Here is a 22,830-nt window from a genome sequence, read left to right on the forward strand (position 1 = left end):
TGAAAAGTCTTCCCGCGGTACTAAGACCCTCGCTCATCGATAGATCACGCGGTATGGGTCCCGGCCTTCGCCGGGACGACGGCGGAGTGATTGGCTCCGCCGTCGCGTTTCTTCCGCACGCTACTCGCGTCACCCCTCCGGCATCGCCCCGACATACGACGAGCTCGGCCGGATCAGCCGGCCGGTGCGCTGCTGCTCGCGTGCATGCGCGGTCCAGCCGGCGGCGCGCGCCACCGCGAAGATCGGCGTGAACGCCTGCCTTGGAATTGACAGCGCATCGAGCAGGATCGCGGTGAAGAACTCCACATTCGTCTCCAGCGGCCGGTCCGGATTCTTCCTGCGCAGCGCGGCGCGGATATAGGCCTCGACCTCGCCGGCGAAGGGCAGGTCGGCGCCGTTGGAGGCGAGGGCCTCGATCGCGGTCTTCAGCACGTCGGCGCGCGGATCGCGCACGCGATAGACGCGATGACCAAAGCCCATCATGCGCTCGCCGCGCGCCAGCGCCGCATCCACCCAGGGCTGGATCCGCTCGCGCGAGCCGATCGCATCGAGCATTTCCAGCACCGGCTCCGGCGCGCCGCCATGCAAGGGACCGGTCAGCGCGCAATAGCCGGCGGTGACGGCCGCGAACAGGTCGGCCTGGGTCGAGGCCACCACGCGCGTGGTGAAGGTCGAGGCGTTCATGCCGTGGTCGCAGACGGTGACGAGATAGGCATCGAGCGCCGTGACCTCGCGAGAGGCCGGCGCGCGCCCATGCAGCATGCGGAGCGTGTCGGCGGCGTGGCTCGCGCTCGGATCGGGCGCGACCGGCTCAAGCCCCTTGGCGCGCCGGACCAGCGCGCCTGATATCACCGGAAACGCGCCGACGATGGTTGCCTCATGTTCCAGCCCGTGCTCGGCGCGCAGGCCCGCAACGGCCGCGCGGAACCCGTCGACGATTCCCATGCCGTGCGTCGCCGGCAGCAGGTCGGCGAGCCGCGCAAAGGCGCGCTCGCGTGCGGCGCCCAGGCTCGCCCGCACATTGGCCTCGCTCAGCGAGGTCTTGCTGGCGCCGTTCCAGAGCCGGGCGGTGACGCCCTCAAAGCTCGACTTGGCGGCCAGCCGGCCGACATGCTCGCCGGCGATGATCAGCTCGCCGCGCTCGCCGTCGACATGGCTCAGCACGGTCTCGGCCGCGGGGACGCCGTCCAGCCCGATCTGGCTTTTGGTGAGGTGGATGTTCATGGCCCAAAATCTCCTGTTCTACGCACGGGAAAGGTCGGGCCTCTCGACAGATTGATCAATCTTGATTACATAAATCAATATGAATAATTCCGATGAGCTCTACCTCTCCGCCCGGGAGGCCGCCGCCGAGCTCGCGATCTCGCCGGCCACGCTGTACGCCTATGTCAGCCGCGGCCTGATCCGCTCCGAGCCGACGCCGGATTCGCGCAAGAACCGCTACCGCGCCGAGGACGTCCGCGCCCTGAAGGAGCGCCGGGTGCCGTCGCCGGAGCCGCGCGGCCTGCGCAGCTTCGATGCCGACCTGCCGGTCATGGACACGGAGATCTCGACCATCACCGAGGAGGGCGCGATCTATCGCGGCGTCAATTGCGTCGATCTCGCCGAGAACGACACGCTGGAGCACACGGCGACGCTGCTCTGGGACGTCTCCGACGTCGATCCGTTTGCGCCTGATAATCAGCCCGAGATATCCGAGGAGATGCGCACGATCGCAGGGGCCGCGCGGCGGGCGGCGCCGATCGACCGCGCCATCGCCGTGCTGGCGCTGGCCGCGAGCGCCGATCCCCGCGCCTTCACCCGCGCCCCCGATGGCCGCGCCATGGTCGGCGCGCGCATCGTCCGGCTGCTGGTTGCGACCATGCTCAATGCGGAAGCCTCGGCCGAGCCGCTGCACCAGCAGGTCGCGCGCGTCTGGGCGGCGGACAACAAGCATGCGCCCGATCTGATCCGCCGCGCCCTGGTTCTGCTCGCCGATCACGAGCTGAACGCCTCGACCTTCACCGCGCGCTGCGCGGCCTCGACCGGCCTCAATCTCTACGACGCCGTCATCGCCGGCCTCGCCGCGCTGAAGGGGCCGAAGCACGGCGGCGCCGGCGTGCTGGCTTCGCAGCTGGTGAAAACGCTGGTCGACCGCGACGTCGCTCCCGTGGTGCGCGAACGCGTCGCGCTCGGCGAGCGCTTCGCCGGCTTCGGCCATGGCGTCTACAAGCGCGGCGATCCCCGCGCGCAATCGCTGCTGAATGCGCTCTCGCGCGCCGGCGCGCCGCGCAAATTCACCCGCGAAGTGCCGGAGCGGATTGCGGAGGCGACCGGCGAATTCGTCAACATCGACTATGCGCTCGCCGTCCTCGTGCGCGCCCTGCGGCTGCCCGCCGGCAGCGAGCTCGCCCTGTTCGCGATGGCCCGGAGCGTCGGCTGGATCGCCCATGCCAGCGAGCAATTGCAATACGGCAAGCTGATCAGGCCACGGGCAAGGTATGTGGGGCCGGCGCCGGGGCGGCGGGCGGGGGGTGGTTAGTCAGTCTAGAACATCAGTGCACGCGGCCCTCTCCGCCGTCGTCCTGGCGAAAGCCAGGACCCATTACCCCAGGGAGCCGTTTGGCGGAGACTCGTCGCCCGGTACGCGACCGTCCACGATCGATAGACCTCGCGGTATGGGTCCTGGCTTTCGCCAGGACGACGTGTGTGGCGGCGACCTACGCCCGCGGCTTGGCTTCCGCGGCACCGCCGACGTGACGGCGGCGAATGAACCAGAGCCCGACGCCCAGCACGATCGCCACGGCCGCCACGGTCAAAATCCAGATGTGCTTGCCGACATGCGCGTGATGATGCAGCCCGGCATATTCGTGCAGGGCCGACACCGCCAGCACGCCCGGCAGCACATGCGCGGGGGCCCAGACCAGGATGGCCGGGATGTTGATCGCGTAGAAGCGAGCAGGGGGCATCCCGAGTGCGCCGGCGGTCACCGGCACGAACGCGCGGATCGGCGGCACGAAGCGGGCGAAGAACACGGCCCAGGTGCCGAAGCGGTGGAAGAAGCTTTCGCTCTCCTCGACCACGCGCGGATAATTGGTCAGCGGCCAGGTGTTGAGGATCTCGCGCTGCTGCCGGTGCCCGATCCAGTAGGCCGAGCCGTCACCCAGCATGGCCCCGGTCGCTGCCGCCAGCAGCACCCAGCCGAGTTTCAGCTCGCCGCCCGGGATTAGGGCGCTGAGCGCCAGGATGATGGTCGAGCCCGGGACAACCGATCCCACCACCGGAACCGCTTCCAGAAGCGCCGCCAGGAACAGGGTCAGATAAGCCAGCCACGCATGGGCCGCAACGAACGAGATGAAGGGATCGAGGAATGACGTCACGTCGTCTTTCGTGTTGAGCGGGGCCAGGTGAGTTCAGACCCTACATAAGTAAGGTGCGGCGGCAAAACTGCCATTTGCGTGGGCAGGCCAGCTGACCCGCCCGAAATTCGAGCGGGATTCGCAGGGCAGCCTTCCAAAAATCGCGTTCCTTGCTTATCTAAATGAAAAGACAACGGAACTTTGATTGCGGGGCGGGCTTCTGCCCGCACGTTGTCTCTGATAGGTTCGCAAGTGCACCCAGCCGCAGCCACCGTGCAATAACTGGTCTCGGGATCGCCCGGGACCTCGGAGGATTGATGACGACCGCCGCTCTGTCCAAAGTTGAGGAAGTTTCCGGTTTGCCCGACATGAAGGTGTCGGTGCGCCAGGTGTTCGGGATCGACAGCGATCTCGAAGTGCCGGCCTATTCCGAAGTCGATCCTCACGTGCCCGAAGTCGATTCCGACTACCGCTTTGACCGCGCCACCACGCTTGCCATTCTCGCCGGCTTCGCCCGCAATCGCCGTGTGATGGTGACCGGCTATCACGGTACCGGCAAATCCACCCATATCGAGCAGGTCGCCGCCCGCCTGAACTGGCCCTGCGTGCGCGTCAACCTCGACAGCCATATCAGCCGTATCGACCTCGTCGGCAAGGACTCGATCGTGGTCCGCGACGGCAAGCAGGTCACCGAATTCCGCGACGGCATCCTGCCCTGGGCGCTCCAGCACAACGTCGCGCTGGTGTTCGACGAATACGATGCCGGCCGCCCGGACGTGATGTTCGTGATCCAGCGCGTGCTGGAGGTCTCCGGCCGCCTGACGCTCCTGGACCAGAACAAGGTGATCAAGCCGCATCCGTCCTTCCGCCTGTTCGCGACCGCCAACACGGTCGGCCTCGGCGACACTTCGGGCCTCTATCACGGCACCCAGCAGATCAACCAGGGCCAGATGGACCGCTGGTCGATCGTCACCACGCTGAACTATCTCAGCCATGACGAGGAGGTGGAGATCGTGCTGGCGAAGGCCAAGCATTATCGCACCCAGGAAGGCCGCGACATCGTCAACAAGATGGTGCGCCTTGCCGATCTCACCCGCAACGCCTTCGCCAATGGCGATTTGTCGACGGTGATGAGCCCGCGCACGGTGATCACCTGGGCCGAGAACGCCGACATCTTCGGCGATATCGGTTTCGCCTTCCGCGTCACCTTCCTCAACAAGTGCGACGAGCTCGAGCGTCCCCTGGTCGCCGAGTTCTACCAGCGCTGCTTCAACGCGGAGCTGCCGGAATCGGCGGTCAACGTGGCGCTCAGCTAGGCCATGCCAACCATCACCGTCGAGCGCACCATTGGGACGACCAAGAAGGCTGTGCTCGCCGGGCTCGGCGCCTATAATGACGAGCAGTTCGGGAAGCAGAGGGTCAAGAGCATCGCGGTCTCGTTGAAGGACGGCCGCAAGGTCGTCGGCGGCATCGTCGGGCATCTCTGGGCCACTGTTCTGTTCATCCAGTATTTCTGGATCGACCAGAAGCAGCGTGGCAAGGGTTTTGGCACGAAGCTGATCGCGGCGATCGAGGACGAGGCAAGACGGCAGGGCGCGATCCAGGCCCACGTCGACACGATGAGTTTCCAGGCGCCGGGCTTCTATCGTTCCTGCGGGTACGAGGAATTCGGCACTCTCAAGGGCTATCCCGGCGGCGTGACGCGCCATTCGTTTACGAAGTCGCTATGAGCACATCATCATCCAATTCCAAATTCCGTAACAGCAAGGAAGCGCCGACCGAGCCGTTCAAGCGCTCGGTGGCCTCCTGTCTCAAGGCGATCGCGAAATCGCCCGAGCTCGAGGTCTCCTTTGCCGCCGAGCGGCCGGGCCTTGCGCCGGGCAAGGCGCGGCTGCCCGAGCCGGCGCGCAAGATGACCAAGCGTGACGCCGCGGTCGTGCGCGGCCACGCCGACTCCATCGCGCTGAAGATCGCCTGTCACGATCCGAAGCTGCATCGCAAGCTGATGCCGGGCAATCCGCAGGCGCGCGGCGTGTTCGAGGCGGTCGAGCAGGCGAGGGTGGAGGCGATCGGCGCGCGCCGCATGGCGGGCGTTGCGAAAAACCTCACCGCGATGCTCGACGATCATTTCCATCGTGGCAAGTTCGACGAGATCACCGACCGCGCCGACGCGCCGCTGGCCGATGCGCTGGCGATGCTGGTGCGCGAGCGCCTGACCGGCATGGCGCCGCCGACGGCTGCGAAGAAGATGGTCGATCTCTGGCGGCCGATTCTCGAGGACAAGATCGGCAAGCGGCTCGACCGGCTCGACGGCGTGGTCGAGGACCAGACCAGGTTCGGCGACGCCGTGCATGACCTCCTGTCGGCGCTCGAGCTCGGCGACGAGCGCAACGCCGACAGCGAGGACAACGACGAAAACGACGAAAACCGCGACGGCGATAACGACCAGTCCGGCGCCGACGGCTCGCCCGATTCCGATGCCGCCCAGGAGATGAGCGCCGACCAGGCGCAGGCGTCGAGCGAGGAGATGAGCGAGAGCGCGATGGAAAGCGCGCAGGCCTCGACCTCCGATACCTTCGACGACGGCGAGCTCGGCGACGACGAGACGCCGGGCGAGGCGACGCGTCCGAATTCGCACGGAAGGAACGAGCCGCGCGGGCCCGAATACCACGCCTTCGCGCCGAAATTCGACGAGATCATCGCGGCCGAAGACCTCTGCGACCATGACGAGCTGGAGCGCCTGCGCGCCTATCTCGACAAGCAGCTCGCGCATCTGCAAGGCATCGTCGCCCGCCTCGCCAACCGGCTGCAGCGCAAGCTGATGGCGCAGCAGAACCGCGCCTGGGAATTCGATCTCGAAGAGGGCATCCTCGACCCCGCGCGGCTGTCGCGCGTGGTGACCGATCCCTATCACCCGCTGTCCTTCATGCACGAGAAGGAGGCGACGTTCCGCGACACCGTGGTGACGCTGCTGCTCGACAATTCCGGTTCGATGCGCGGCCGCCCGATCACGGTCGCGGCGACCTGCGCCGACATTCTCGCGCGCACGCTGGAGCGTTGCGGCGTCAAGGTCGAGATTTTGGGCTTCACCACGCGCGCCTGGAAGGGCGGGCAGTCGCGTGAGGCGTGGCTTGCCGCCGGCAAGCCGGCCAATCCCGGCCGCCTCAACGATCTTCGCCACATCATCTACAAGTCGGCCGACGCCCCCTGGCGCCGTGCGCGAAAAAACCTTGGCCTGATGATGCGCGAGGGGCTGCTGAAGGAGAACATCGACGGCGAGGCGCTGGACTGGGCGCACAAGCGCCTGCTCGGCCGGCCCGAGCAGCGCAAGATCCTGATGATGATCTCGGACGGCGCGCCGGTCGACGATTCCACGCTGTCGGTCAATCCCGGCAACTATCTCGAGCGGCACCTGCGCCACATCATCGAGGAGATCGAGACCCGCTCGCCGGTCGAGCTGATCGCGATCGGCATCGGCCATGACGTCACGCGCTACTATCGCCGCGCGGTGACGATCGTGGACGCCGAGGAGCTCGGCGGCGCCATCACCGAAAAGCTCGCCGAGCTGTTCAGCGAGACCAACACCGCGCCGAGCCAGCCGGCCGGCCGGCCGCGTCGCAAACTGCATTCGTGAGCGCAGCTTCATCCCGCCGCAGCTTCCTTGGCCACGCGGCGGCGGGATTTTCCACTTTCGCACTGTCCCGATTGGCGCTGGCGCAAGCCACGACCGAGCCGCCGCCGCGCCCGCTCCAGGTCGAGCGCGCCGTCGCCGAGCCGGTCAGCATCGAGGTCAACGCGCGGCCGATCGCCAGTTTCGAGCCGCGCGACCGTTCGCGCACGCGCTTCGGTTCGCTGGAGTATCGCGGCGGCTTGGTGCTGACCTCGCCCTATCGCGGCTTCGGCGGCCTGTCCGGCATCCGGCTCGACGCCAAAGGCGAGCGCTTCCTCGCGATCTCCGACCAGGGCGGCTGGTTCACCGGGGCCATCCGCTATTCCGGCAGCAGGATGGCCGGGCTCGACGACGTCGAGGCCGCGCCGCTGCTCAATGCCGAGGGGCGGCCGATCACGGAAAAGCGCCTCTGGTGGGATTCGGAGTCGCTGACGCGCGACGGCAATGTCGTCTATGTCGGGCTCGAGCGCGTCAACCAGATCCTGCGCTACGATTTCTCGAAGGGCGGCACGCGCGCCCGCGGCGAGGTGATCGAGGTGCCGCCCGCGTTGCGCAGGCTACCGCACAACAAGGGGCTCGAGGGGCTGGTCTTCGTCCCGAAGGGCCAGCCGCTCGCGGGCACCCTGATCGCCTTCTCCGAGCGTGGGCTGGACGCCGACGGCAATCTGGTCGCGTTCCTGATCGGCGGTCCCACGCCCGGCCAGTTCAGCGTCCGCCGCACCGAGAAATTCGACATCAGCGACGCGGTGCTGCTGCCCTCGGGCGAGCTGCTCATCCTCGAACGCAAATTCTCCTGGTTCACCGGCGTCGACATCCGCATCCGCTCGATTCCCCTGAAATCCATCGCGCCGGGCGCGGTGGTCGACGGCCCTGCGTTGTTCAGGGCCGATCTCGGCCAGGAGATCGACAACATGGAAGGCATCGACGCCCACGTCACGCCCGCGGGCGAGACGGTGCTGACGCTGGTCTCGGACGACAATTTTTCAATGCTCCAGCGCACGCTGCTGCTCCAGTTCACGCTGGTGGAGTAGGGCGCGCTGGTGGCGCCTCAATCTCCGCTGTCGTCCTGGACAAGCGGAGCTCCTGGCAACGCGTAGCGTTGCTCAGAGCGGAGCGCCGATCCAGGACCCATTACCCCAGGGAGGAGTTTGGCGAGGAGTCGTAGTTATCAATCTGCGCAACAACTGCTCCCTGGGGTAATGGGTCCTGGCTTTCGCCAGGACGACGATGAAGTGAACGTCCGAGCATCATGCCGCGACACATCCTCATGCCCTTCCGCCGCGCCATCCTCGCCCTTGCCCTCACGCTCGCCGCGCTGTCGCCGGCCTTTGCGACGGCCGAGCACCAATACGCGAAGGGTGAATACGCCATCATCACGGGCGGCCGCGCGCCGAGTGGAAAACTGTCGATCGCGGCCCATGGCGAGGGCGAGTTCGGCAACGACGATTTCCACCTCTATCTGATGGCCGAGCCCGGCCACCGCCGCCTTGCGGTGCTCGACGACGTCAGCAGCGACAACATCCTCGACACCGCGCCGGATGCGTTCCACGCCGCCTGGTCGCAGGATTCGCGCACCGTCGCCGTCTCCTTCCGCAGCGAGCGCCATATCGTCACGCTGAACCTCTACGCCATCGACGGCCGCCGCGCGCGCCTCGTCGATGCGCCGGACCTGTTTCGCGACGTGACCGGCCGCAGCATCGATCGCAAGACCGACGGCGATATGCGCACATCGGTCCCCGCGCTGACATGGCAGGCGCCGCGGCGCTTCCATCTCACCGACTACCGCGTGTTCGTGCTCGACGACACCGCGCTCGCAGACAAGCTCGGGCCGCTCGGCAAGGCGACAGCGATGAAGGATGGCCGCACCACCATCCAGTTTTCCGTCGAGGCCGACGGCGAGCTGCTACCCGACGGCCGCCTTCGCATGGGCAAGCCCAAGGCGGGCCAGTTCGAGGAGCTGGAGTAGGGCGGCGCCTCACACTCAGTCGTCGTCCCGGCGGAGGCCGGGACCCATACCGCGAGGTCTATCGATTGCGGTTGGTGCTCGTCCCGAACGACCAGTCTTCGCCAAACATCTCCCTGGGGTAATGGGTCCTGGCTTTCGCCAGGACGACAGTTGAGGTTGTATCCCGATCCCGTGATCATATAACGCCCGCAATGCATGGCGCCGCGGGCCGCCATGCCGCCTGCGCAACTGGCAATTCGCCATCGGCCCACTAAACTCCATGCAATCGCTTTCATCCCTCTATCCCCCGGAACTCCCCCGCATGAGCGCCCTGTTTTCCCCGATCAAGCTGCGCGGCCTGACGTTGAAGAACCGCGTCGTGGTGTCGCCGATGTGCCAGTATTCGGCCGAGGACGGCGTTCCGACCGACTGGCACTTCACCCACATCAACAATCTTTCGCTGTCGGGCGCTGCGATGTTCTGCATCGAGGCGACCCATGTCGAGGCGATCGGCCGCATCACGCCGGGCTGCCTCGGCCTCTACAGCGATGCCGCCGAAGCCGCGCTGAAGCAGATCCTCGCCTCCGTGCGCAAGCATTCCTCCACCGCGGTCGCGATGCAGCTCGCCCATGCCGGCCGCAAGGCCTCCAGCGCGCGGCCCTGGGACGGCGGCCAGCTGATCCCGGTCAGTGAAGGCGGCTGGCAGACGGTGGCGCCGTCGGCGCTGCCGCACAAGGAGGGCGAGGCCGCGCCGCTGGCGCTGGATGCCGCGGGCTTGATGCGCATCCGCGAGGCCTTCGTCGAGGCTGCGCAACGCGCCGAGCGCATCGGCATCGACGCCATCGAGCTGCACGGCGCGCACGGCTATCTGATGCATCAGTTCCTGTCGCCGATCTCGAACCGGCGCACCGACGAGTATGGCGGCTCGCTCGCAAACCGCATGCGCTTCCCGCTCGAGATCTACGACGCGGTCCGCGCGGTGTTTCCGCACGACAAGCCGATCGGCATGCGGGTGTCGTCGACCGACTGGGTCGAGGGCGGCTGGGATCTGGCGCAGACCATCGAATTCGCGAGCGCGTTGAAGGCGCGCGGCATCGACTGGATCGATGCCTCCTCCGGCGGCGTCTCGCCGCTGCAGAAGATTCCGCTCGGCCCCGGCTATCAGGTGCAGTTCGCAGACGCCATTCGCCGCGAGACGGGACTGCCCACCATCGCCGTCGGCCTGATCTCCGATGCCAAGCACGCCGAGGAGATCGTCGCCTCCGGCAAGGCCGACATGATCGCGCTCGGCCGCGGCATGCTCTACGACCCGCGCTGGGGCTGGCACGCCGCCGCGGAGCTCGGCGGCGAGGTCGAAGCCCCGCCGCAATATTGGCGCTCGCAGCCGTCGACGCAGAAGGCGCTGTTCGGCAAGACGACGTTCGGGGCGAGGTGAGTGCGAGAACGACGTCATAACCACCGCTGTCGTCCTGGCCTAGTGCGCAATTGCGCACGGGGAGCCAGGACCCATACCGCGAGGTCTATCGATAGCGCGCAGTAGGAGTACCGGATGACGAAGTCTTCGCCAAATCACTCCCTGGGGTAATGGGTCCTGGCTTTCGCCAGGACGACGACTGAGGGTGATGCGCGAGGACAGCGGCATGATCATAGGGAGTAACCCGATAGGTTTAAGTTGCGAGATCGCAGCCGCGCCCTCACGCATCCGTAACCTCCCTCAGCTTCCACCTCCCGCAAAACTGGCCTAACCTTTCCACGTTCAACGCCTCACGGAGGCCCGCCATGCATTTTCGTATTCGCAACGCTGCTCACGTGCTGGAGCGCGTGGGCCTCGCGATGGCGGGGGCCGCGTGCGGGCTGTTCGTCGGCGCCTATGTCGGATCGGCGATCGCTCCGCTCACCACGCAGGGTTTCCTGCTGGTGATGATGGGGCTCGGTGCGGTCGGTTTCTATCTCGGCATCGACACGCCGCAGCAGCCCTTCGACGAGGCGCACAGCGCCATCGACGCTGCGGAATTTTTGAGCTCCGCCGGCACGCTCTGCGCCACGCTCACCGCGCTCGCCTCCGTCGCCGTCATCGTGCTGCGGCTCGAGCCGCACATGACCTGGACCTGGCTCGTCCTGTTCGGCTGGATCGCCGGCGTCGCCATGCAGATCGTCGCGGGTGCGAAGGCGCGGATGCGGAAGTAGGCAAAGTCGTCGCCGCAAATTCTGGTGTCGTCCTGGCCTAGTGCGCAATTGCGCACGGGAGCCAGGACCCATGCCGCGAGGTCTATCGATTGCGGACGGCAGGCGTACCGAACAACCAGTCTTCGCCAAACTGCTCCCTGTGGTTATGGGTCCTGGCTTTCGCCAGGACGACGATGGAGGGCGCGGCCGGCGTTCAGTCTAGACGGCTGAATGCGATCCCCCTCAAAACACCACGCCGACCCGCGTGCCGCGCTTCCAGGCGATGCGGCAGCGCTTCTTGGTGTTGACGTGCAGCAGCTCGAACCGGTCGGGGATGCTCACCTGGCCGCCGAGATCGACGCAGGCGCCGCCGGGCGAATAGTCGATCAGCGTGCAGGGGATCACCGGCGCGCGCGGGTCGGTGATGATCTTGGCCTGGCGCGACACCAGTCCTGCGGGCTTCACACGGGCGAACTTTCGCGGATGCATTGGCACATCTCCTCCAATTCCGCGGATAGCGCGGTGGTAGGTTCCGATGATCCACGGGAGATGATGCGATCCGGCTAAGGTCGGCGCGAGAATTTTAATGAAAAGTAGCGGCGACTGGAGAAAGCGGCGGTAGCGGGGTGCGGCGGCGTTGCCTCAAGCTCCGCCGTCGTCCTGGCGAAAGCCAGGACCCATACCGCGTGATCTGTCGGCTGTGGACGGTGGCAGTCCCGAACGGCGAGTCTTCGCCAAACCACTCCCTGGGGTTATGGGTCCCGGCCTTCGCCGGGACGACGGCGGAAAGTGTTGCGCGAGCCTGCCGCTCCATCACCGTCGTCTTGAGCGCAGCCCCTCACACCGTCTCCGCCTCCGCCGCCACCCTCACATGCGGCGGCACCGGCATCGGCACTGTCTCGTACGTCTTCGGCAGGTTCACCGGCCGGTAGTCCGGCTCCACCGCCATCCGCTTCACCACGCTCTCGTGCACATGCGCGCCTTCGGGGATGGGACGCGGCTCGCAATCGGGGATGTAGAAGCCGAGAAACACTTTTCGCTCCGGCCACTCCTTGTACTTCGCGCTCTTCGGGACATACTCCAGCAGCCGCCAGGCCGCCGTCATCGAATTGTGCAATTCGCCGGTCTTGCCGGTGTAGGCGGGCGCAACATACTGGAACGGTGAGTTCTTGCGCTGGACGCCCCAGGCGAGCTGGTTCACGGTGCGCGGGTTGAAGTTGAGGCCGGCCTTCCCCGCCTCGTCGATCATCCAGATCAGCGGATATTTCGACTCCCCGCTCTCGGTCTCCGGATAGCCGCCGCCGACGTCGCTGTGCACGCCGGCGAACCACACCTGCATGATGTCCTGCGGCTCCTTCTTGTCGTCGGGCACGAAGCGGTTGCTCCAATATTCCTGCGGCTCCCGCCATTGCTTGAGGCGGAACATGCAGCGCCGCTCGTCGATCGCGATCGCCTGCCGAAAAATCTTCACGCTCGGATTGCGCAGCGTGAAGGCGAGCTCCTCGATGCTCGGCCAGTACAGCCGGTCGGCGCGCGGCACGATCACGCTCGCCACGGTGTCCCACACCCCGATGAAGTGGATGGTCGGCCAGCGCGAGGAGGTGATGCGCGCGAACTGCGCGGCGAGGTCGAACTTGTCCTGCGGCAGCGGTCCGTCGTCGTCGGAGCCGGCGTCCCTGAGGTCCGCGATGTCGTTGCCGCGCCCCGAGCCGGAATATTGCTTGTAGGCGACGAGGCCCGAGCCTGCGAGGTTGGCCTGCTCCGGCGAGATCAGGCCCACTTTGTGGATCAGCCCCGCCAGCACCCGCACGGTGTAGGCGCCGCGCGAGAAGCCGAACAGGTAGATCTTGTCGCCGGGCGCGTAGTGCTCGACCAGGAAGCTATAGGCTGACAGCACGTTGTCATCGAGCCCGTAGCCGGTGGCGAGCCCCAGCACCAGATTGACGTTGGCCTTGAGGCGGTGCCACGTCGTCGGCTCCGTCACCGTGCCGACGCCGGGATCGTAGAACACCATCTGCCGCGGCGAGGTCTTGTCGGTCTTGCGCAGGCAGCGATAGAGCTTGAGGACGTTGGAGATGTTCTCGCTGATCTCGTTGCCGGTGCCGTCGCAGCAGATGACGAGGTTCTTCGGTTCGGTCTTCGCTTCGATCTTGCGCTCGTGCTCCACAGGTCGGCCCCTCCCGGTAATGCTACCGGGGCGAGTATAGCAAAAAAGCGCGACGGGAAGGAGACGGTGGGGTTCTTACCCTCTCCCCCTGTGGGAGAGGGTGGATCAATCGCGCTCAGCGCGATTGAGACGGGTGAGGGGTCTCTCTCCGCGTATTCATCTCTCTCTTCGAATGTGCGGAGAGACACCCCTCATCCGCCTTGCCTTCGGCAAGGCACCTTCTCCCACAAGGGGAGAAGGGAAGGCAGGGTTCGCCGCCGCCTACTTCTTCTTCGTCGGTCCGAAGTCCGGCTGCCACACCGCGTCCTTGCGGCTCGGCGCCGCGGCGATGATTTTGGCCTTGTCCTTCTTCGGCTTCTTGGTTTCGCGATTGCCGCGTTGCTGTCCCTTGGCCATGGCGCAGGTCTCCTGTGAGGGTTTGAGTTCGTCCAGTTCGTCCGATTGCAGCACGCGTCCGCGCGGCGTGCAGACGCGCACGTCCATGTAGCCCTCGCGCAGCAGCTTCCGCGCCAGCCGCAGCGCCACGGTCGCGCTGCCGCGGCCGAGATTGGAGCAGCCATATTCGTTGGTACCGCTGACCAGATAGGGCACGCGCATTGTCCTAGCCATTGAGGATGGCCGCCGCGCAGACCAGAAGCAGAAGGAACAGCGCGACGTCGACCTGTGGAACGATCCATTCCGAGACGCGAAACCGCGGCATCGCACGCTCCTGCCAGAGCATGACAACACCATGCCCTGATAGCTGGTCTATCGGCGGGAGCGCACGTGACCCTCAGTCACCGGTCGATGCCGTTGCAGGAAGTGCGGTGATAGGGTCGAGCCTACGCCTGCCCCCCGCCAATAGCGAGGACTAAAACGCCGCGCGCTGCGGCCCTAGCCGCGCGCGGCGCGGCGACGATATTGCTGGCTATTGCCGCCCAAGGAGCGCATGCTCGCAACAACCCTGCGTCGGTTGGGGCTCCGCTTCGCAGGAAGGCAGGCGTGCATGACCATCCGTTCGCGGCGAGAAACCGTCACGTTCAGGCATCCGTTTCGCATCCACGGCATCGACCGAGTGCTGCCCGCGGGCCACTATGACGTCGTCACCGACGAGGAGATGATCGAGGGCCTGTCATTCCCGTGCTGGCGCCGCGTCGCCACCATGATCACGGTGCCGGCCGAAGGCGGGCGCGGCGGCATCACGGAAATGCTGTCGATCGGCTCGGTTGACCTCGCGGACGCGCAAGCCGCGGATGCGCAGGCCGCGCAGGCGAGCGTCGCCCAGAGCGTCTCCCATGACTGATACCCCGGTCGATCTCGACAGGCATCGCGGCATGGCCGCCCAGAAGGCGACCGATCTGCGCCGCGCGCTGGCCGAAGTCGAGAACAATGTCAGGGAGCTGCGCGAGCGCGAGGCCGATCTCGAGAACCGCCTGATGACGGTACCCGCCACCTCGTGGCCCGAAGCCGCGGTGAAGGCGCGCTACCTGCTCAACCTCTATGCCGCCAGCCTCTCCACCGAGGACACGCGCCACCGCGCGCTGGTGACGGCGCTGTTCGACGATTTTGCCAGGCTCAGTGGCGACAGTTGAAGGCCATCCCGGCCGGAGCGCGGCAGCAACGGTGTGCACGTGGAACACAGCCGTCGTCCTGGCCTAGTGCGCCATTGCGCACGGGAGCCAGGACCCATAACCACCGAATTGAGTTATTGTGAATGAGCATGGCCACAGCGTGCCTCCACAACGCTGACCGGACTCATGAGTCCCGGCCCCCATGCGCAATTGCGCATCAGGCCGGGCAACGAGACGAATTCACGGGCCGCGGCGGCGCCGAAACCACGCGCCAACCGCGCCAGGGTGCAATCGCGTAAGGGAGTAAACCATGACACTCACGAGCAGCCGCTTCGTCGGCTACGAACAGGACCGGGGCATCGTCCAGTTCCTGATGCAGGACGGATCGAAGGAGATCGCCTGCGCGATCTCGACCTCCGCGATGGACTATCTCGAGCGCGGCCCGCAGGCGAGGCCCGAGCAGCGCGAAGCCCAGTTCACCCGCCTGCGCGACCGCATCGAGGCGCGCGCCGCGAGCAAGTACAGGGCGACGGAGTTCGAGGGCAAGCCGCCGGGGATCGTGCTGCGGAGCATTGATTTTCGGGGGTAGGGGGACGGGCTTACGGAGCCGCGCCCCAGACATTGGCAGAAGCCGAATCCACAAAGGTGAATCCCACGTTGGATTCTGAAAGCGCCCTGTAGCGAACGAGTTCTGCATTCAATTGTGCAAGCCCGGCAGGTGTCGGGTTATGGACGCAAAAGTATAGATGATCTATGCCGGTTCGGAAAATCTGCAGGTAGATGTGCTCATCATTTCTATCTGCCGAATGGCCAAAAACAAAAAACGCGCCTTCGCACAGTTTGATTTGTTCGTAGCAGTGCCGCAAGTACGGAGAACCGAATATCTTTGCGAGCTTTTGCGAGGAAGTTCCCTCAGCTACATAGAGCGGTAGCCTTTTGCCTTCGACTATGGTCTTGCCAATAGCCTCGATTATTGCTGGTTCTCCAATGCGCTTGCGTACAGCTCCATCCGCATCTGAGAATAAATGAAGCCCACCGTGAAGGTTGTATACATTGCACCATGCCTCTTCGCTGAAAGGGCCCCGAAATTCCCCATCATCCTCGCCGAGGCCAAATCCGTCAGTGAATGATTCAGTATCCTGTAACCGAATCCAATGAAGTAAGAAGTCATAGTTCAACGTGAACAAATTGGAGAAATGGTCGATGAATTCAAGAGCAGGCGCGAGACCCGCTACCTCTGTGTGGAAGTTCGGATGTACAGCGCGTATCGCGTGGACCAAAGCGCGTCGGAGCTTCTGAGCTTCTTTGCGCAATGCGTGGGCCCGCGCAGCCTTGTTGTATTTCTCCTCGACAAGTGCAGCGTCTTCTAAGGTTTTTATTACATATTCAAAGTCCACTGTTTTGAGAGCATCGAATAAGCTCAATAAACATTCATTCGTCTCGAGCCCTGCATTCTTAAGAAGGTTAGCGTAGTTGAAATAGGCGTATGAGAAGCCGTTGCCGATCAGTACCGAGCGCTCAACATTCTCGGATAATACAAGAGCTTCCTGAAATAAGATGACCTTGTGTTCATCCTCGTTGGCCATTTTGTTCTGCCTCGCAAAGAATGCTGATCGGGCGTGAACTAGTTGTTTGGTAATTCGAAGAGGATGCCGACAACTTCGAGTACTTCCGCTAATCTCGGTAAGGAATGAGATCCATCCAAACTGAGTAGTTCAGCGGGTGTCAGTCCATCTGGATTTAGGCTCTCCAAGACCACTAGAGCGCCATGACACCGCAGCCGCTTGAAGTAGCGCGCGCCATCCTCGTCGATGGCCACAATGAGTCTCCCATCTAACGTCGCTATCTCGTTTGCCTTGACTGGCTTATTGTTCGTCATGAGAAATTGACCGTCGAGTGCGACGGGCTCAGCTGAGCGACCTTTAACTTTAAAGAGACGCGAGTCTTTCAGCGTCCGGCCTAGGATGTCTAGATCCGGTATTTCCAGGAATTCCTTTTCGATATCGGCAGGCGGGAGCGGCAAAAGATGCGACGTAAATAGGGTGCCAACGATCTTTCGGAAGCCAGTGTCGGGTGGCACGATTACAGGTTCAGGAATAGAATAGGGGTCCACGGCTTGCCCCGTCAAAACGGCAATTTCGGCGTGGTTCTCGGGTCGATTTAGGCGGCGAGCTAACAACGTGTTTCCGGATGCGGCGATCACAAGGTTTCGAGCATTCACCTTTGCGTAGTTACTTACGATAATCAGATCGCCAATGCTCGCGACGGGATCAAGCGTCCCAGCGGCAAGTTGGAAGACGTCGTGATTGGGTAGCCTGACTTCTTCACCTGTAGTCCATTCGGTAACAGTGATAATTCCGTCTCCGACGCGCCCGTCTGTTTTTGCGGCAGCTGCGACGCCAGTCTGACGCATGACGCATTGTTTGACGCGATCTTTGTGGCCCGTTGGAAAGTCTATGACGTTCTTTGCCCAGGGGAACGTCCGGGGCTCGCCGGTGTATCGCTCAAACGTGTCGAATACGCCGAATGCGGTATGTATTCTGTCGAGTAATGTTTTATCCCAGTACTCTTTAACAACGTCAGCCTCTGCGACACCGAAGCTCTCATCGTCCTTGTGATGAGGGTCGTTCATGTATTGAATAGCCTTATGGCTCTCATTGAGGGCGTTGATGAGTGCCTCGAACGGCCTTCGATCAAATGGAGCAACGTGATCTTGGCGTAGTCTCTTGAGCTCCTCCTTCAGTTGGCTGAGGGTCAAGTCGGGTACTTGGCTGCTAATGCCTCTAAGCATGAACTTGATCAGGTCTTCACAATATATGCGGACCTTCCGAATGTAATCGCGTGCTATTGCGTCGTCATTGTTGGCTTTTGCATCGTCGTAAATTCGACGAAGCTCGCCGCCATTGGCGACGGTGGCTACCCCTGAAACCTTGTTTACCGCCCCGATTAATCCCTGTTGCGCCCTAAACTTCTCGTGGTCCACAAGCATTTGGTAGAAGCTGCGTTCGTGCGTTGTCACGACAAGTTGCGAGTGGAGCAACTCAGATTCAGCCAGGTTCGCGCAGCGAACAAGCTCTTGTGCCCATCTTCGCTTGTTACGTGGGTCGAAAGTTGCCTGTGGATCATCAAGGATTACAATTGGAAGCGGATTCCATCCTAGCGCTCGAAGTGTTTCCTCTCGTAAGGCGAGGATGAAAGACCACAAAATGGCCCGCAACCATGACGTGTTCGCAACCAGGGCCGCGTCAATCTGCATGCCGGGACTGAAGCTACCACTTACACTTACTTCCTTTCTGCTGATGGTCGTCTGCTGGTAGGCTAAGCGCTCTCTCAGGACGACCCGCTCGCATATTGAATTTATTGTCTGAGATAGTGCGGCAATTGAGCTCGTGGTCTCAGTTGCAACGAGGGCTCTCAGGTTCTTAAGTGGCTCTAATGAATCGCGGATCGCTTCTCGGGTTTGTTGGACTTTTTGGATATTTAACCAGGTCCCTGCCGCGTCAGCTGCGCTGGTCAAGTTTCTGGATAGATCATCTAGGGGGCGCGCGTGGTTCAATGCTTGCTCTAACTCAAAGAGCTTTCCCTCAACGCTTCCTCTTGGAAACGAGCCGTCCTCCAACTGCTTCCCAATTAGGTTGATCCAAGCTTCCAAGAATTTCGGTCGGTTCGCCTCCCACCATCCGACAAGTGCGATGAGCCGCTCTAACAGATGGAGCTCTTGCCTCAATTTGATTGCCGCCTCCGGTTCACCATCGGGAGCTTTGAAGTCCGGGTAGGCGAAGATGGGGAGGCTCTTACATTGCTCAGAAATCGTCGAGCTGACGGACTTTGTAAGGCCCACGAGAATGCTTGCGAACGAGTTGTCGGATGTAAACGCGTCGCACATAGCCTTTGAATATGAATCGCTCGGATTCATTTGATCGATGATGCCGCGCGAAGCGGACACCTCCGCTGGCAGAAAGGCGGCCGTGGTTTCTTGGATGTTTAGGCACGCATCGCCCAGCTTGCGCTCGGCCGCATCGGAATTTGTCTTTAGCTCCTCAAGTTCGCTGGCTAACGCTTTCTTGCTTTCGTCATTGAGCGGAGACTCACAGAGAGGACACTCGGCGTCACCCGAGCGCACTGGTAAGAAGCTCTGGGCCGCTATGGCCTTCAAACGCAGTTTGCCGTCCGCAGTCTGACGTTCGTGCCAGCCTAGGGCCTGGTCAAGGCTGGCCCTTGCCGCAGGAATAGCATCGACAAATTTGGAAAAGTTAGGATCGCTAAGGGCACTAGTTAAAGCCCTCCATATTCGAAACAAGGGTATCGCTTTGGTTCCCTGGGTAACGAGCCCCCGCGCATCGGAAACGGCTGTCTTGACGGTAGTGCGTCCTTGAGAAGTGTTGATATCTACGTTCGGTGATATCTCACTTTTCAACGTCTCGAGATGTTTGCCCGCAGATTCGGACGCCAATCGCGCCGACTCTTTGAGTGAAACATCTATTTCATCCTCGAGCGTCAACGGAGATGGCAGCGCAAAATCAAACTCGCCTGCGAGTTGCTTTGCCTTCTCGATGTTTTCGTAGAATCGATTTTCGTGCAGATCGATGCGATTATCTTTTGCATATTTCATGAATTTTCGGTTGGCAGCTCCGAATGCCGCGCAGCCATCCGCGATGTCAGATAACCGATCGAGGCCAGTAAGTTGTTTGACGGCCTCATAGAGGGTTAGGCTGCTTTTGCCGAAGCCGACTTTGGTGATGCGTGCTGGCATAAGTATGCCGATTTCGGCGAGTCGAAGTGCATCAACAATCGCAGGATCGAGTTGCTCTTCTAATGTTGGAGTTCCTTGGGTTGGGCTAACGATGCGACGAAAAGCCGTTGCGGTACTGCCATCGTTGGAAGCGAAGGTTAGGCGAACCGAAACATCAGCAGATTTCTGCAGGTCTGCGGCTTCGGTCGGGTAAGCCGCTAGAGGAGGCCACGTCCCAATCCGTTTCCCGTCGTCGCCGTCGACGTCTTCGCGCAATCCCTGTTCGAGCACGGGTCCTTCGTGCTCTCGAATGCGATAGCCCGTCAGTGCCCACAGAATTGCGCTCACTAGCGATGTTTTGCCGGATCCATTTTGGCCTTCTAGACACCAATTGTACCCGCCGACATATAGATCGAAAGGTTTGCCGCCAAAAATAGTGAGGCCGCCGAAGCCAGAAGCCTCGACGCGGGTGAGACGCCAAGACTTATGGCCGGATGAGGTCGGCGCTGCTGCCACCACATTCGCCGGATCGTGTTGGTTGTTCTCCCACGCCGCGACTAGGCCGGTGAAGAGACTTTCGTCACCGCTAGCAACTTTGTCAGTGTCAGCGCTTAATAGGAGCTCAAGCAGGCGGCGCTGTTCAGGCTTTTCTAGCCTTATACTCCCTGCTTTGTGCTCGCCGAATTTCTGCCAAGCCACGCTTTGGCCGGCTAGGAGTTTTTTTGTCACTTCCGAAAACGAAGCTGACATCGATGCAAATCCTCAGCTCACAAAATGAAAAACGAGCAATAAGGACGAGTACAACCTTTTCGAGCGAGTTGGTGCGGTATAACTTTAGGGCGAGGCGATTAGGCACAGGTTTGTGAAAGCGGGAGTGCATGGGCGCGCCCCCCAAAAACAAAACGGCCGGATCTTTCGATCCGGCCGCTACACAAAACTCTACTTGGCTAAGCCTACGCCACGCGACGCTACTTAGCCCCCGCCCAATTCGAAAAAATTCGCTTAGCTGGCCTTCTTGACCGGCGCGGTGTCGCCGACCTTCTTCTGGATGGCGCGCTTCAGCTCGAGGGCGCGCGGCGACAGGGCGTCGGCGCTGGCCTTGAGCAGGAAGGCGTCCAGGCCGCCATTGTGGTCGACGCTCTTGACCGCGTTGGTGGAGACGCGCAGGCGCACGTTGCGCTCCAGGGCTTCGCTGATGAACGTCACGTTGACGAGGTTCGGCAGGAAGCGGCGCTTGGTCTTGATGTTGGAGTGGCTGACCTTGTGGCCGACGAGGGGGCCCTTGGCCGTCAGTTCGCAGCGGCGAGACATGTCACAAATCCTCAATCTAAGCCCCCAACGAGTTGCGGCCGCCATTCGGGGCGCCACGGGGGCAAATTCTCTGTCCTTGCAGGGAGCGGCGGACGTATAGGGGGGAAGCGGCGGGACGTCAAGTTTTTGGGGCGGGGTTTTGGGCCCCGCGGCTGACAGTTCCCCCTCGCCCCGCTTGCGGGGAGAGGGTCGGGGTGAGGGGGCTCTCCGCGGGGGGTGGTGAGAATTGGCGGGCGACTGTCTGGCAGCGCCCCCGCGGAGACTCCCCCTCACCCGGAATCCGCGCTTGCAGCGCGCATTCCGGCCTCTCCCCGCATGCGGGGAGAGGCGAAGACGATCACCAAAACGGCAGTGTTTGAAGTGCCTTACCATCACATAAAGGGCGTATTCGCCCCCGAAGACTCCGGTGGAGTTCCGCGCCTGTTACGCCCGGACACATTGTTTGCCGCGGTTTTTGGCTTAAATAACAACCGTCGCGCCCCGATTGGATTGTTTCGTGCTCATTTTCCCCCGACTTGCGCCCAGGCCGCGCATCGCCAGTCCGCGGTTTGCCGCCCGGCTGGCCATGGCGGCCCTGTGCGGGCTGGCCTTCGCCTGGGAGGCGAAGCCGGCTGCGGCGCAAGGCAAGCTCGAGGCGCAGTATGAGGCGACGCTGGCGGGCATTCCGGTCGGCAGGGGCGCCTGGAACATCGACATCCAGGACGACGTGTTCGCCGCGGCCGCCTCCGGCGGCACCACGGGGCTGCTGAAGTCGTTCGCGGGCGGGTCCGGCACCGGCGCCTCGCAGGGGCGGGTCGTCAACGGCGCGCTGGTTGCGACCGGCTACCAGGCCTCCACCACCACCTCGAAGAAGACCGAAGAGATCCGCATCACGCTCGACAAGGGCAATGTGAAGGAGTTCGGCATCGTGCCGGAGCCGCCGGTCGACCCTGATCGTATCGTCGTCACCGACGCGCATCGACGCGGCGTCTGGGACCCGATGACGGCTTCGCTGCTGCGCGTGCCCGGCACCGGCGACCCCGTGACGCCGGACGCCTGCCACAACGCCGCGCCGGTGTTCGACGGCCGCATGCGCTACGACCTCAAGCTCGATTTCAAGCGCATGGAGACGGTGAAGGCGGAGAAGGGCTATCACGGCCCCGTCGTCGTCTGCGCGCTCTATTTCGTGCCTGTGGCGGGCTACATCCCCGACCGCCCCGTGATCAAATATCTCGCCGCCCAGCGCAACATCGAGATCGCCTTCGCACCCGTGGCCGGCACGCGCATCCTGGTCCCGTTCTGGCTGAAAGTGCCGACGCCGCTGGGACCCGCGATGCTGGAAGCGACCAGCTTCATCACATCAGCCCAGCCGCCACGGGTCGCGAAGACGCAGTAATTCTCTCCGTCATTCCGGGGCGCGCCCCTCGGCGCGAACTACGGTGCGCAATTGCGCACCTGAGAATCCATCGTGAGACAAACGCTGCGCCCTGATGGATTCCGGACACGCGACTAGCGTCGCGCCGGGGAATGACGAGCGGAGCGATTCGGCGCACAACCTCAACACCTTAACCGCCGCCACCCCGCCACTCACCCGCGCGCCGTTTCTACTGTGCATGGGGTTGTTTTCGCGAAAATGAGTTTTGGGGTGCCCATGCCCGTCATGGCCGGGCCTGATCCGGCCATCCATCCCGCTTGGGAAAAGCTCGTCTGTCGATGGATGCGCGGCTCAGGCCCGCGCATGACGGGGCCCGTGAATCCATTTGACTCCTCCCCGATTCTGATTCGACTCCGCGCCGTCCCCAATTTTAAGGAACCCGCCACCGAAACGTCGCTTGTGCGGCAGCCCAAAACTCCATCTAGTGCAATCAAACACGGGGCGCCGCGACATGTTGCGTGAACGGAACAGGACTCTGGCAGGAGTCAGCGATTCGGCCGCGATTCGTTCTAGAGTCGTTCCGATGCTTAAGGACAC

The 22,830-nt window shown here is 63.1% G+C and carries 20 protein-coding genes; 12 read left to right on the forward strand and 8 right to left on the reverse strand.

Features of this window, described 5'->3' with window-relative positions; all coding sequences use genetic code 11:
- Positions 1 to 129: 129 nt before the first annotated feature.
- Positions 130 to 1,224 carry a citrate synthase/methylcitrate synthase gene (locus BM118_RS36180; protein WP_092192254.1) on the reverse strand — a complete coding sequence of 365 codons (1,095 nt, stop codon included), beginning with the start codon at positions 1,222 to 1,224 and terminating at the stop codon, positions 130 to 132.
- Between the two features lie 79 nt (positions 1,225 to 1,303).
- On the opposite strand from BM118_RS36180, the gene BM118_RS36185 reads away from it, so the two are divergent.
- The gene (locus tag BM118_RS36185) at positions 1,304 to 2,521 is read left to right on the forward strand and encodes a citrate synthase family protein (RefSeq protein ID WP_092192255.1); all 1,218 of its coding nucleotides are present in this window, start codon (positions 1,304 to 1,306) and stop codon (positions 2,519 to 2,521) included.
- A gap of 178 nt (positions 2,522 to 2,699) precedes the next feature.
- Here the strand turns inward: BM118_RS36185 and BM118_RS36190 are convergent, their stop codons facing one another.
- Entirely contained in the window at positions 2,700 to 3,359 is a 660-nt protein-coding gene (locus tag BM118_RS36190) for a DedA family protein (protein WP_092192257.1), read from the reverse strand.
- A gap of 296 nt (positions 3,360 to 3,655) precedes the next feature.
- Here BM118_RS36190 and cobS point away from each other — a divergent pair, with 296 nt between their 5' ends.
- The 7 genes from cobS to BM118_RS36225 all read left to right on the forward strand — a co-directional run bounded on the left by cobS (position 3,656) and on the right by BM118_RS36225 (position 11,140).
- A complete protein-coding gene (gene cobS / locus BM118_RS36195; protein ID WP_008144548.1) occupies positions 3,656 to 4,654 on the forward strand; it encodes a cobaltochelatase subunit CobS in 999 nt (332 codons plus the stop codon).
- Between the two features lie 3 nt (positions 4,655 to 4,657).
- Positions 4,658 to 5,068 (forward strand): GNAT family N-acetyltransferase, encoded by a 411-nt coding sequence (locus tag BM118_RS36200; RefSeq protein ID WP_092192259.1) that lies wholly within the window; start codon positions 4,658 to 4,660, stop codon positions 5,066 to 5,068.
- Positions 5,065 to 6,972 (forward strand): cobaltochelatase subunit CobT, encoded by a 1,908-nt coding sequence (gene cobT, locus BM118_RS36205; RefSeq protein WP_092192261.1) that lies wholly within the window; start codon positions 5,065 to 5,067, stop codon positions 6,970 to 6,972. The genes BM118_RS36200 and cobT overlap by 4 nt, the downstream gene beginning before the upstream one ends.
- Positions 6,969 to 8,039, forward strand: coding sequence for an esterase-like activity of phytase family protein (locus BM118_RS36210; protein WP_092192263.1), 1,071 nt, complete (start codon positions 6,969 to 6,971; stop codon positions 8,037 to 8,039). Before cobT ends, BM118_RS36210 begins: the two co-directional genes overlap by 4 nt.
- Before the next feature lie 218 nt (positions 8,040 to 8,257).
- Positions 8,258 to 8,974, forward strand: a complete 717-nt coding sequence (locus BM118_RS36215; RefSeq protein WP_244550314.1) for a hypothetical protein — start codon at positions 8,258 to 8,260, stop codon at positions 8,972 to 8,974.
- 301 nt (positions 8,975 to 9,275) lie between these two features.
- A complete protein-coding gene (locus BM118_RS36220; protein WP_092192265.1) occupies positions 9,276 to 10,388 on the forward strand; it encodes an NADH:flavin oxidoreductase/NADH oxidase in 1,113 nt (370 codons plus the stop codon).
- Between the two features lie 344 nt (positions 10,389 to 10,732).
- Positions 10,733 to 11,140 carry a hypothetical protein gene (locus BM118_RS36225; RefSeq protein WP_092192267.1) on the forward strand — a complete coding sequence of 136 codons (408 nt, stop codon included), beginning with the start codon at positions 10,733 to 10,735 and terminating at the stop codon, positions 11,138 to 11,140.
- A 222-nt stretch (positions 11,141 to 11,362) separates the two neighbouring features.
- On the opposite strand, the gene BM118_RS36230 is transcribed toward BM118_RS36225, so the two are convergent.
- From BM118_RS36230 to BM118_RS36240, 3 genes are all read right to left on the reverse strand, one after another.
- The gene (locus BM118_RS36230) at positions 11,363 to 11,608 is read right to left on the reverse strand and encodes a PilZ domain-containing protein (RefSeq protein ID WP_161532589.1); all 246 of its coding nucleotides are present in this window, start codon (positions 11,606 to 11,608) and stop codon (positions 11,363 to 11,365) included.
- Between the two features lie 349 nt (positions 11,609 to 11,957).
- Positions 11,958 to 13,286, reverse strand: coding sequence for a T6SS phospholipase effector Tle1-like catalytic domain-containing protein (locus BM118_RS36235; protein WP_092192271.1), 1,329 nt, complete (start codon positions 13,284 to 13,286; stop codon positions 11,958 to 11,960).
- A 261-nt stretch (positions 13,287 to 13,547) separates the two neighbouring features.
- Positions 13,548 to 13,895 (reverse strand): hypothetical protein, encoded by a 348-nt coding sequence (locus BM118_RS36240; RefSeq protein WP_177234984.1) that lies wholly within the window; start codon positions 13,893 to 13,895, stop codon positions 13,548 to 13,550.
- Positions 13,896 to 14,271: 376 nt separating this feature from the next.
- On the opposite strand from BM118_RS36240, the gene BM118_RS36245 reads away from it, so the two are divergent.
- The 3 genes from BM118_RS36245 to BM118_RS36255 all read left to right on the forward strand — a co-directional run bounded on the left by BM118_RS36245 (position 14,272) and on the right by BM118_RS36255 (position 15,425).
- The gene (locus BM118_RS36245) at positions 14,272 to 14,568 is read left to right on the forward strand and encodes a hypothetical protein (protein ID WP_092192275.1); all 297 of its coding nucleotides are present in this window, start codon (positions 14,272 to 14,274) and stop codon (positions 14,566 to 14,568) included.
- On the forward strand, positions 14,561 to 14,857 hold the full coding sequence (locus tag BM118_RS36250; protein WP_092192277.1) for a hypothetical protein: 297 nt from the start codon (positions 14,561 to 14,563) through the stop codon (positions 14,855 to 14,857). Before BM118_RS36245 ends, BM118_RS36250 begins: the two co-directional genes overlap by 8 nt.
- A 289-nt stretch (positions 14,858 to 15,146) precedes the next feature.
- Positions 15,147 to 15,425 (forward strand): DUF1488 family protein, encoded by a 279-nt coding sequence (locus BM118_RS36255; RefSeq protein WP_092192279.1) that lies wholly within the window; start codon positions 15,147 to 15,149, stop codon positions 15,423 to 15,425.
- 10 nt (positions 15,426 to 15,435) lie between these two features.
- Here BM118_RS36255 and BM118_RS36260 read toward each other — a convergent pair whose 3' ends face one another.
- The 3 genes from BM118_RS36260 to rpmB form a co-directional block, all read right to left on the reverse strand.
- Positions 15,436 to 16,422, reverse strand: a complete 987-nt coding sequence (locus tag BM118_RS36260; protein WP_092192281.1) for a DUF4917 family protein — start codon at positions 16,420 to 16,422, stop codon at positions 15,436 to 15,438.
- Between the two features lie 38 nt (positions 16,423 to 16,460).
- Positions 16,461 to 20,318: an AAA family ATPase gene (locus BM118_RS36265; RefSeq protein WP_143099579.1), complete on the reverse strand. Its 3,858-nt coding sequence runs from the start codon at positions 20,316 to 20,318 to the stop codon at positions 16,461 to 16,463.
- A gap of 252 nt (positions 20,319 to 20,570) precedes the next feature.
- Complete coding sequence (gene rpmB / locus BM118_RS36270) at positions 20,571 to 20,879, reverse strand: 50S ribosomal protein L28 (protein ID WP_027545221.1); 309 nt, start codon at positions 20,877 to 20,879, stop codon at positions 20,571 to 20,573.
- Positions 20,880 to 21,444: 565 nt separating this feature from the next.
- Here rpmB and BM118_RS36275 point away from each other — a divergent pair.
- The gene (locus BM118_RS36275) at positions 21,445 to 22,254 is read left to right on the forward strand and encodes a DUF3108 domain-containing protein (RefSeq protein ID WP_177235011.1); all 810 of its coding nucleotides are present in this window, start codon (positions 21,445 to 21,447) and stop codon (positions 22,252 to 22,254) included.
- Positions 22,255 to 22,830 lie beyond the last annotated feature (576 nt).

It is taken from the genome of Bradyrhizobium sp. cf659, assembly GCF_900113725.1.
Lineage (GTDB): Bacteria > Pseudomonadota > Alphaproteobacteria > Rhizobiales > Xanthobacteraceae > Bradyrhizobium.

Coding starts and splice junctions, on each gene's coding strand:
- BM118_RS36180 (WP_092192254.1), bottom strand. CDS start 1,224: ATGAACATCCACCTCACCAAAAGCCAGATCGGGCTGGACGGCGTCCCC.
- BM118_RS36185 (WP_092192255.1), top strand. CDS start 1,304: ATGAATAATTCCGATGAGCTCTACCTCTCCGCCCGGGAGGCCGCCGCC.
- cobS (WP_008144548.1), top strand. CDS start 3,656: ATGACGACCGCCGCTCTGTCCAAAGTTGAGGAAGTTTCCGGTTTGCCC.
- BM118_RS36200 (WP_092192259.1), top strand. CDS start 4,658: ATGCCAACCATCACCGTCGAGCGCACCATTGGGACGACCAAGAAGGCT.
- cobT (WP_092192261.1), top strand. CDS start 5,065: ATGAGCACATCATCATCCAATTCCAAATTCCGTAACAGCAAGGAAGCG.
- BM118_RS36215 (WP_244550314.1), top strand. CDS start 8,258: ATGCCGCGACACATCCTCATGCCCTTCCGCCGCGCCATCCTCGCCCTT.
- BM118_RS36220 (WP_092192265.1), top strand. CDS start 9,276: ATGAGCGCCCTGTTTTCCCCGATCAAGCTGCGCGGCCTGACGTTGAAG.
- BM118_RS36225 (WP_092192267.1), top strand. CDS start 10,733: ATGCATTTTCGTATTCGCAACGCTGCTCACGTGCTGGAGCGCGTGGGC.
- BM118_RS36230 (WP_161532589.1), bottom strand. CDS start 11,608: ATGCATCCGCGAAAGTTCGCCCGTGTGAAGCCCGCAGGACTGGTGTCG.
- BM118_RS36240 (WP_177234984.1), bottom strand. CDS start 13,895: ATGGCTAGGACAATGCGCGTGCCCTATCTGGTCAGCGGTACCAACGAA.
- BM118_RS36245 (WP_092192275.1), top strand. CDS start 14,272: ATGACCATCCGTTCGCGGCGAGAAACCGTCACGTTCAGGCATCCGTTT.
- BM118_RS36250 (WP_092192277.1), top strand. CDS start 14,561: ATGACTGATACCCCGGTCGATCTCGACAGGCATCGCGGCATGGCCGCC.
- BM118_RS36255 (WP_092192279.1), top strand. CDS start 15,147: ATGACACTCACGAGCAGCCGCTTCGTCGGCTACGAACAGGACCGGGGC.
- BM118_RS36260 (WP_092192281.1), bottom strand. CDS start 16,422: ATGGCCAACGAGGATGAACACAAGGTCATCTTATTTCAGGAAGCTCTT.
- BM118_RS36265 (WP_143099579.1), bottom strand. CDS start 20,318: ATGTCAGCTTCGTTTTCGGAAGTGACAAAAAAACTCCTAGCCGGCCAA.
- rpmB (WP_027545221.1), bottom strand. CDS start 20,879: ATGTCTCGCCGCTGCGAACTGACGGCCAAGGGCCCCCTCGTCGGCCAC.
- BM118_RS36275 (WP_177235011.1), top strand. CDS start 21,445: ATGGCGGCCCTGTGCGGGCTGGCCTTCGCCTGGGAGGCGAAGCCGGCT.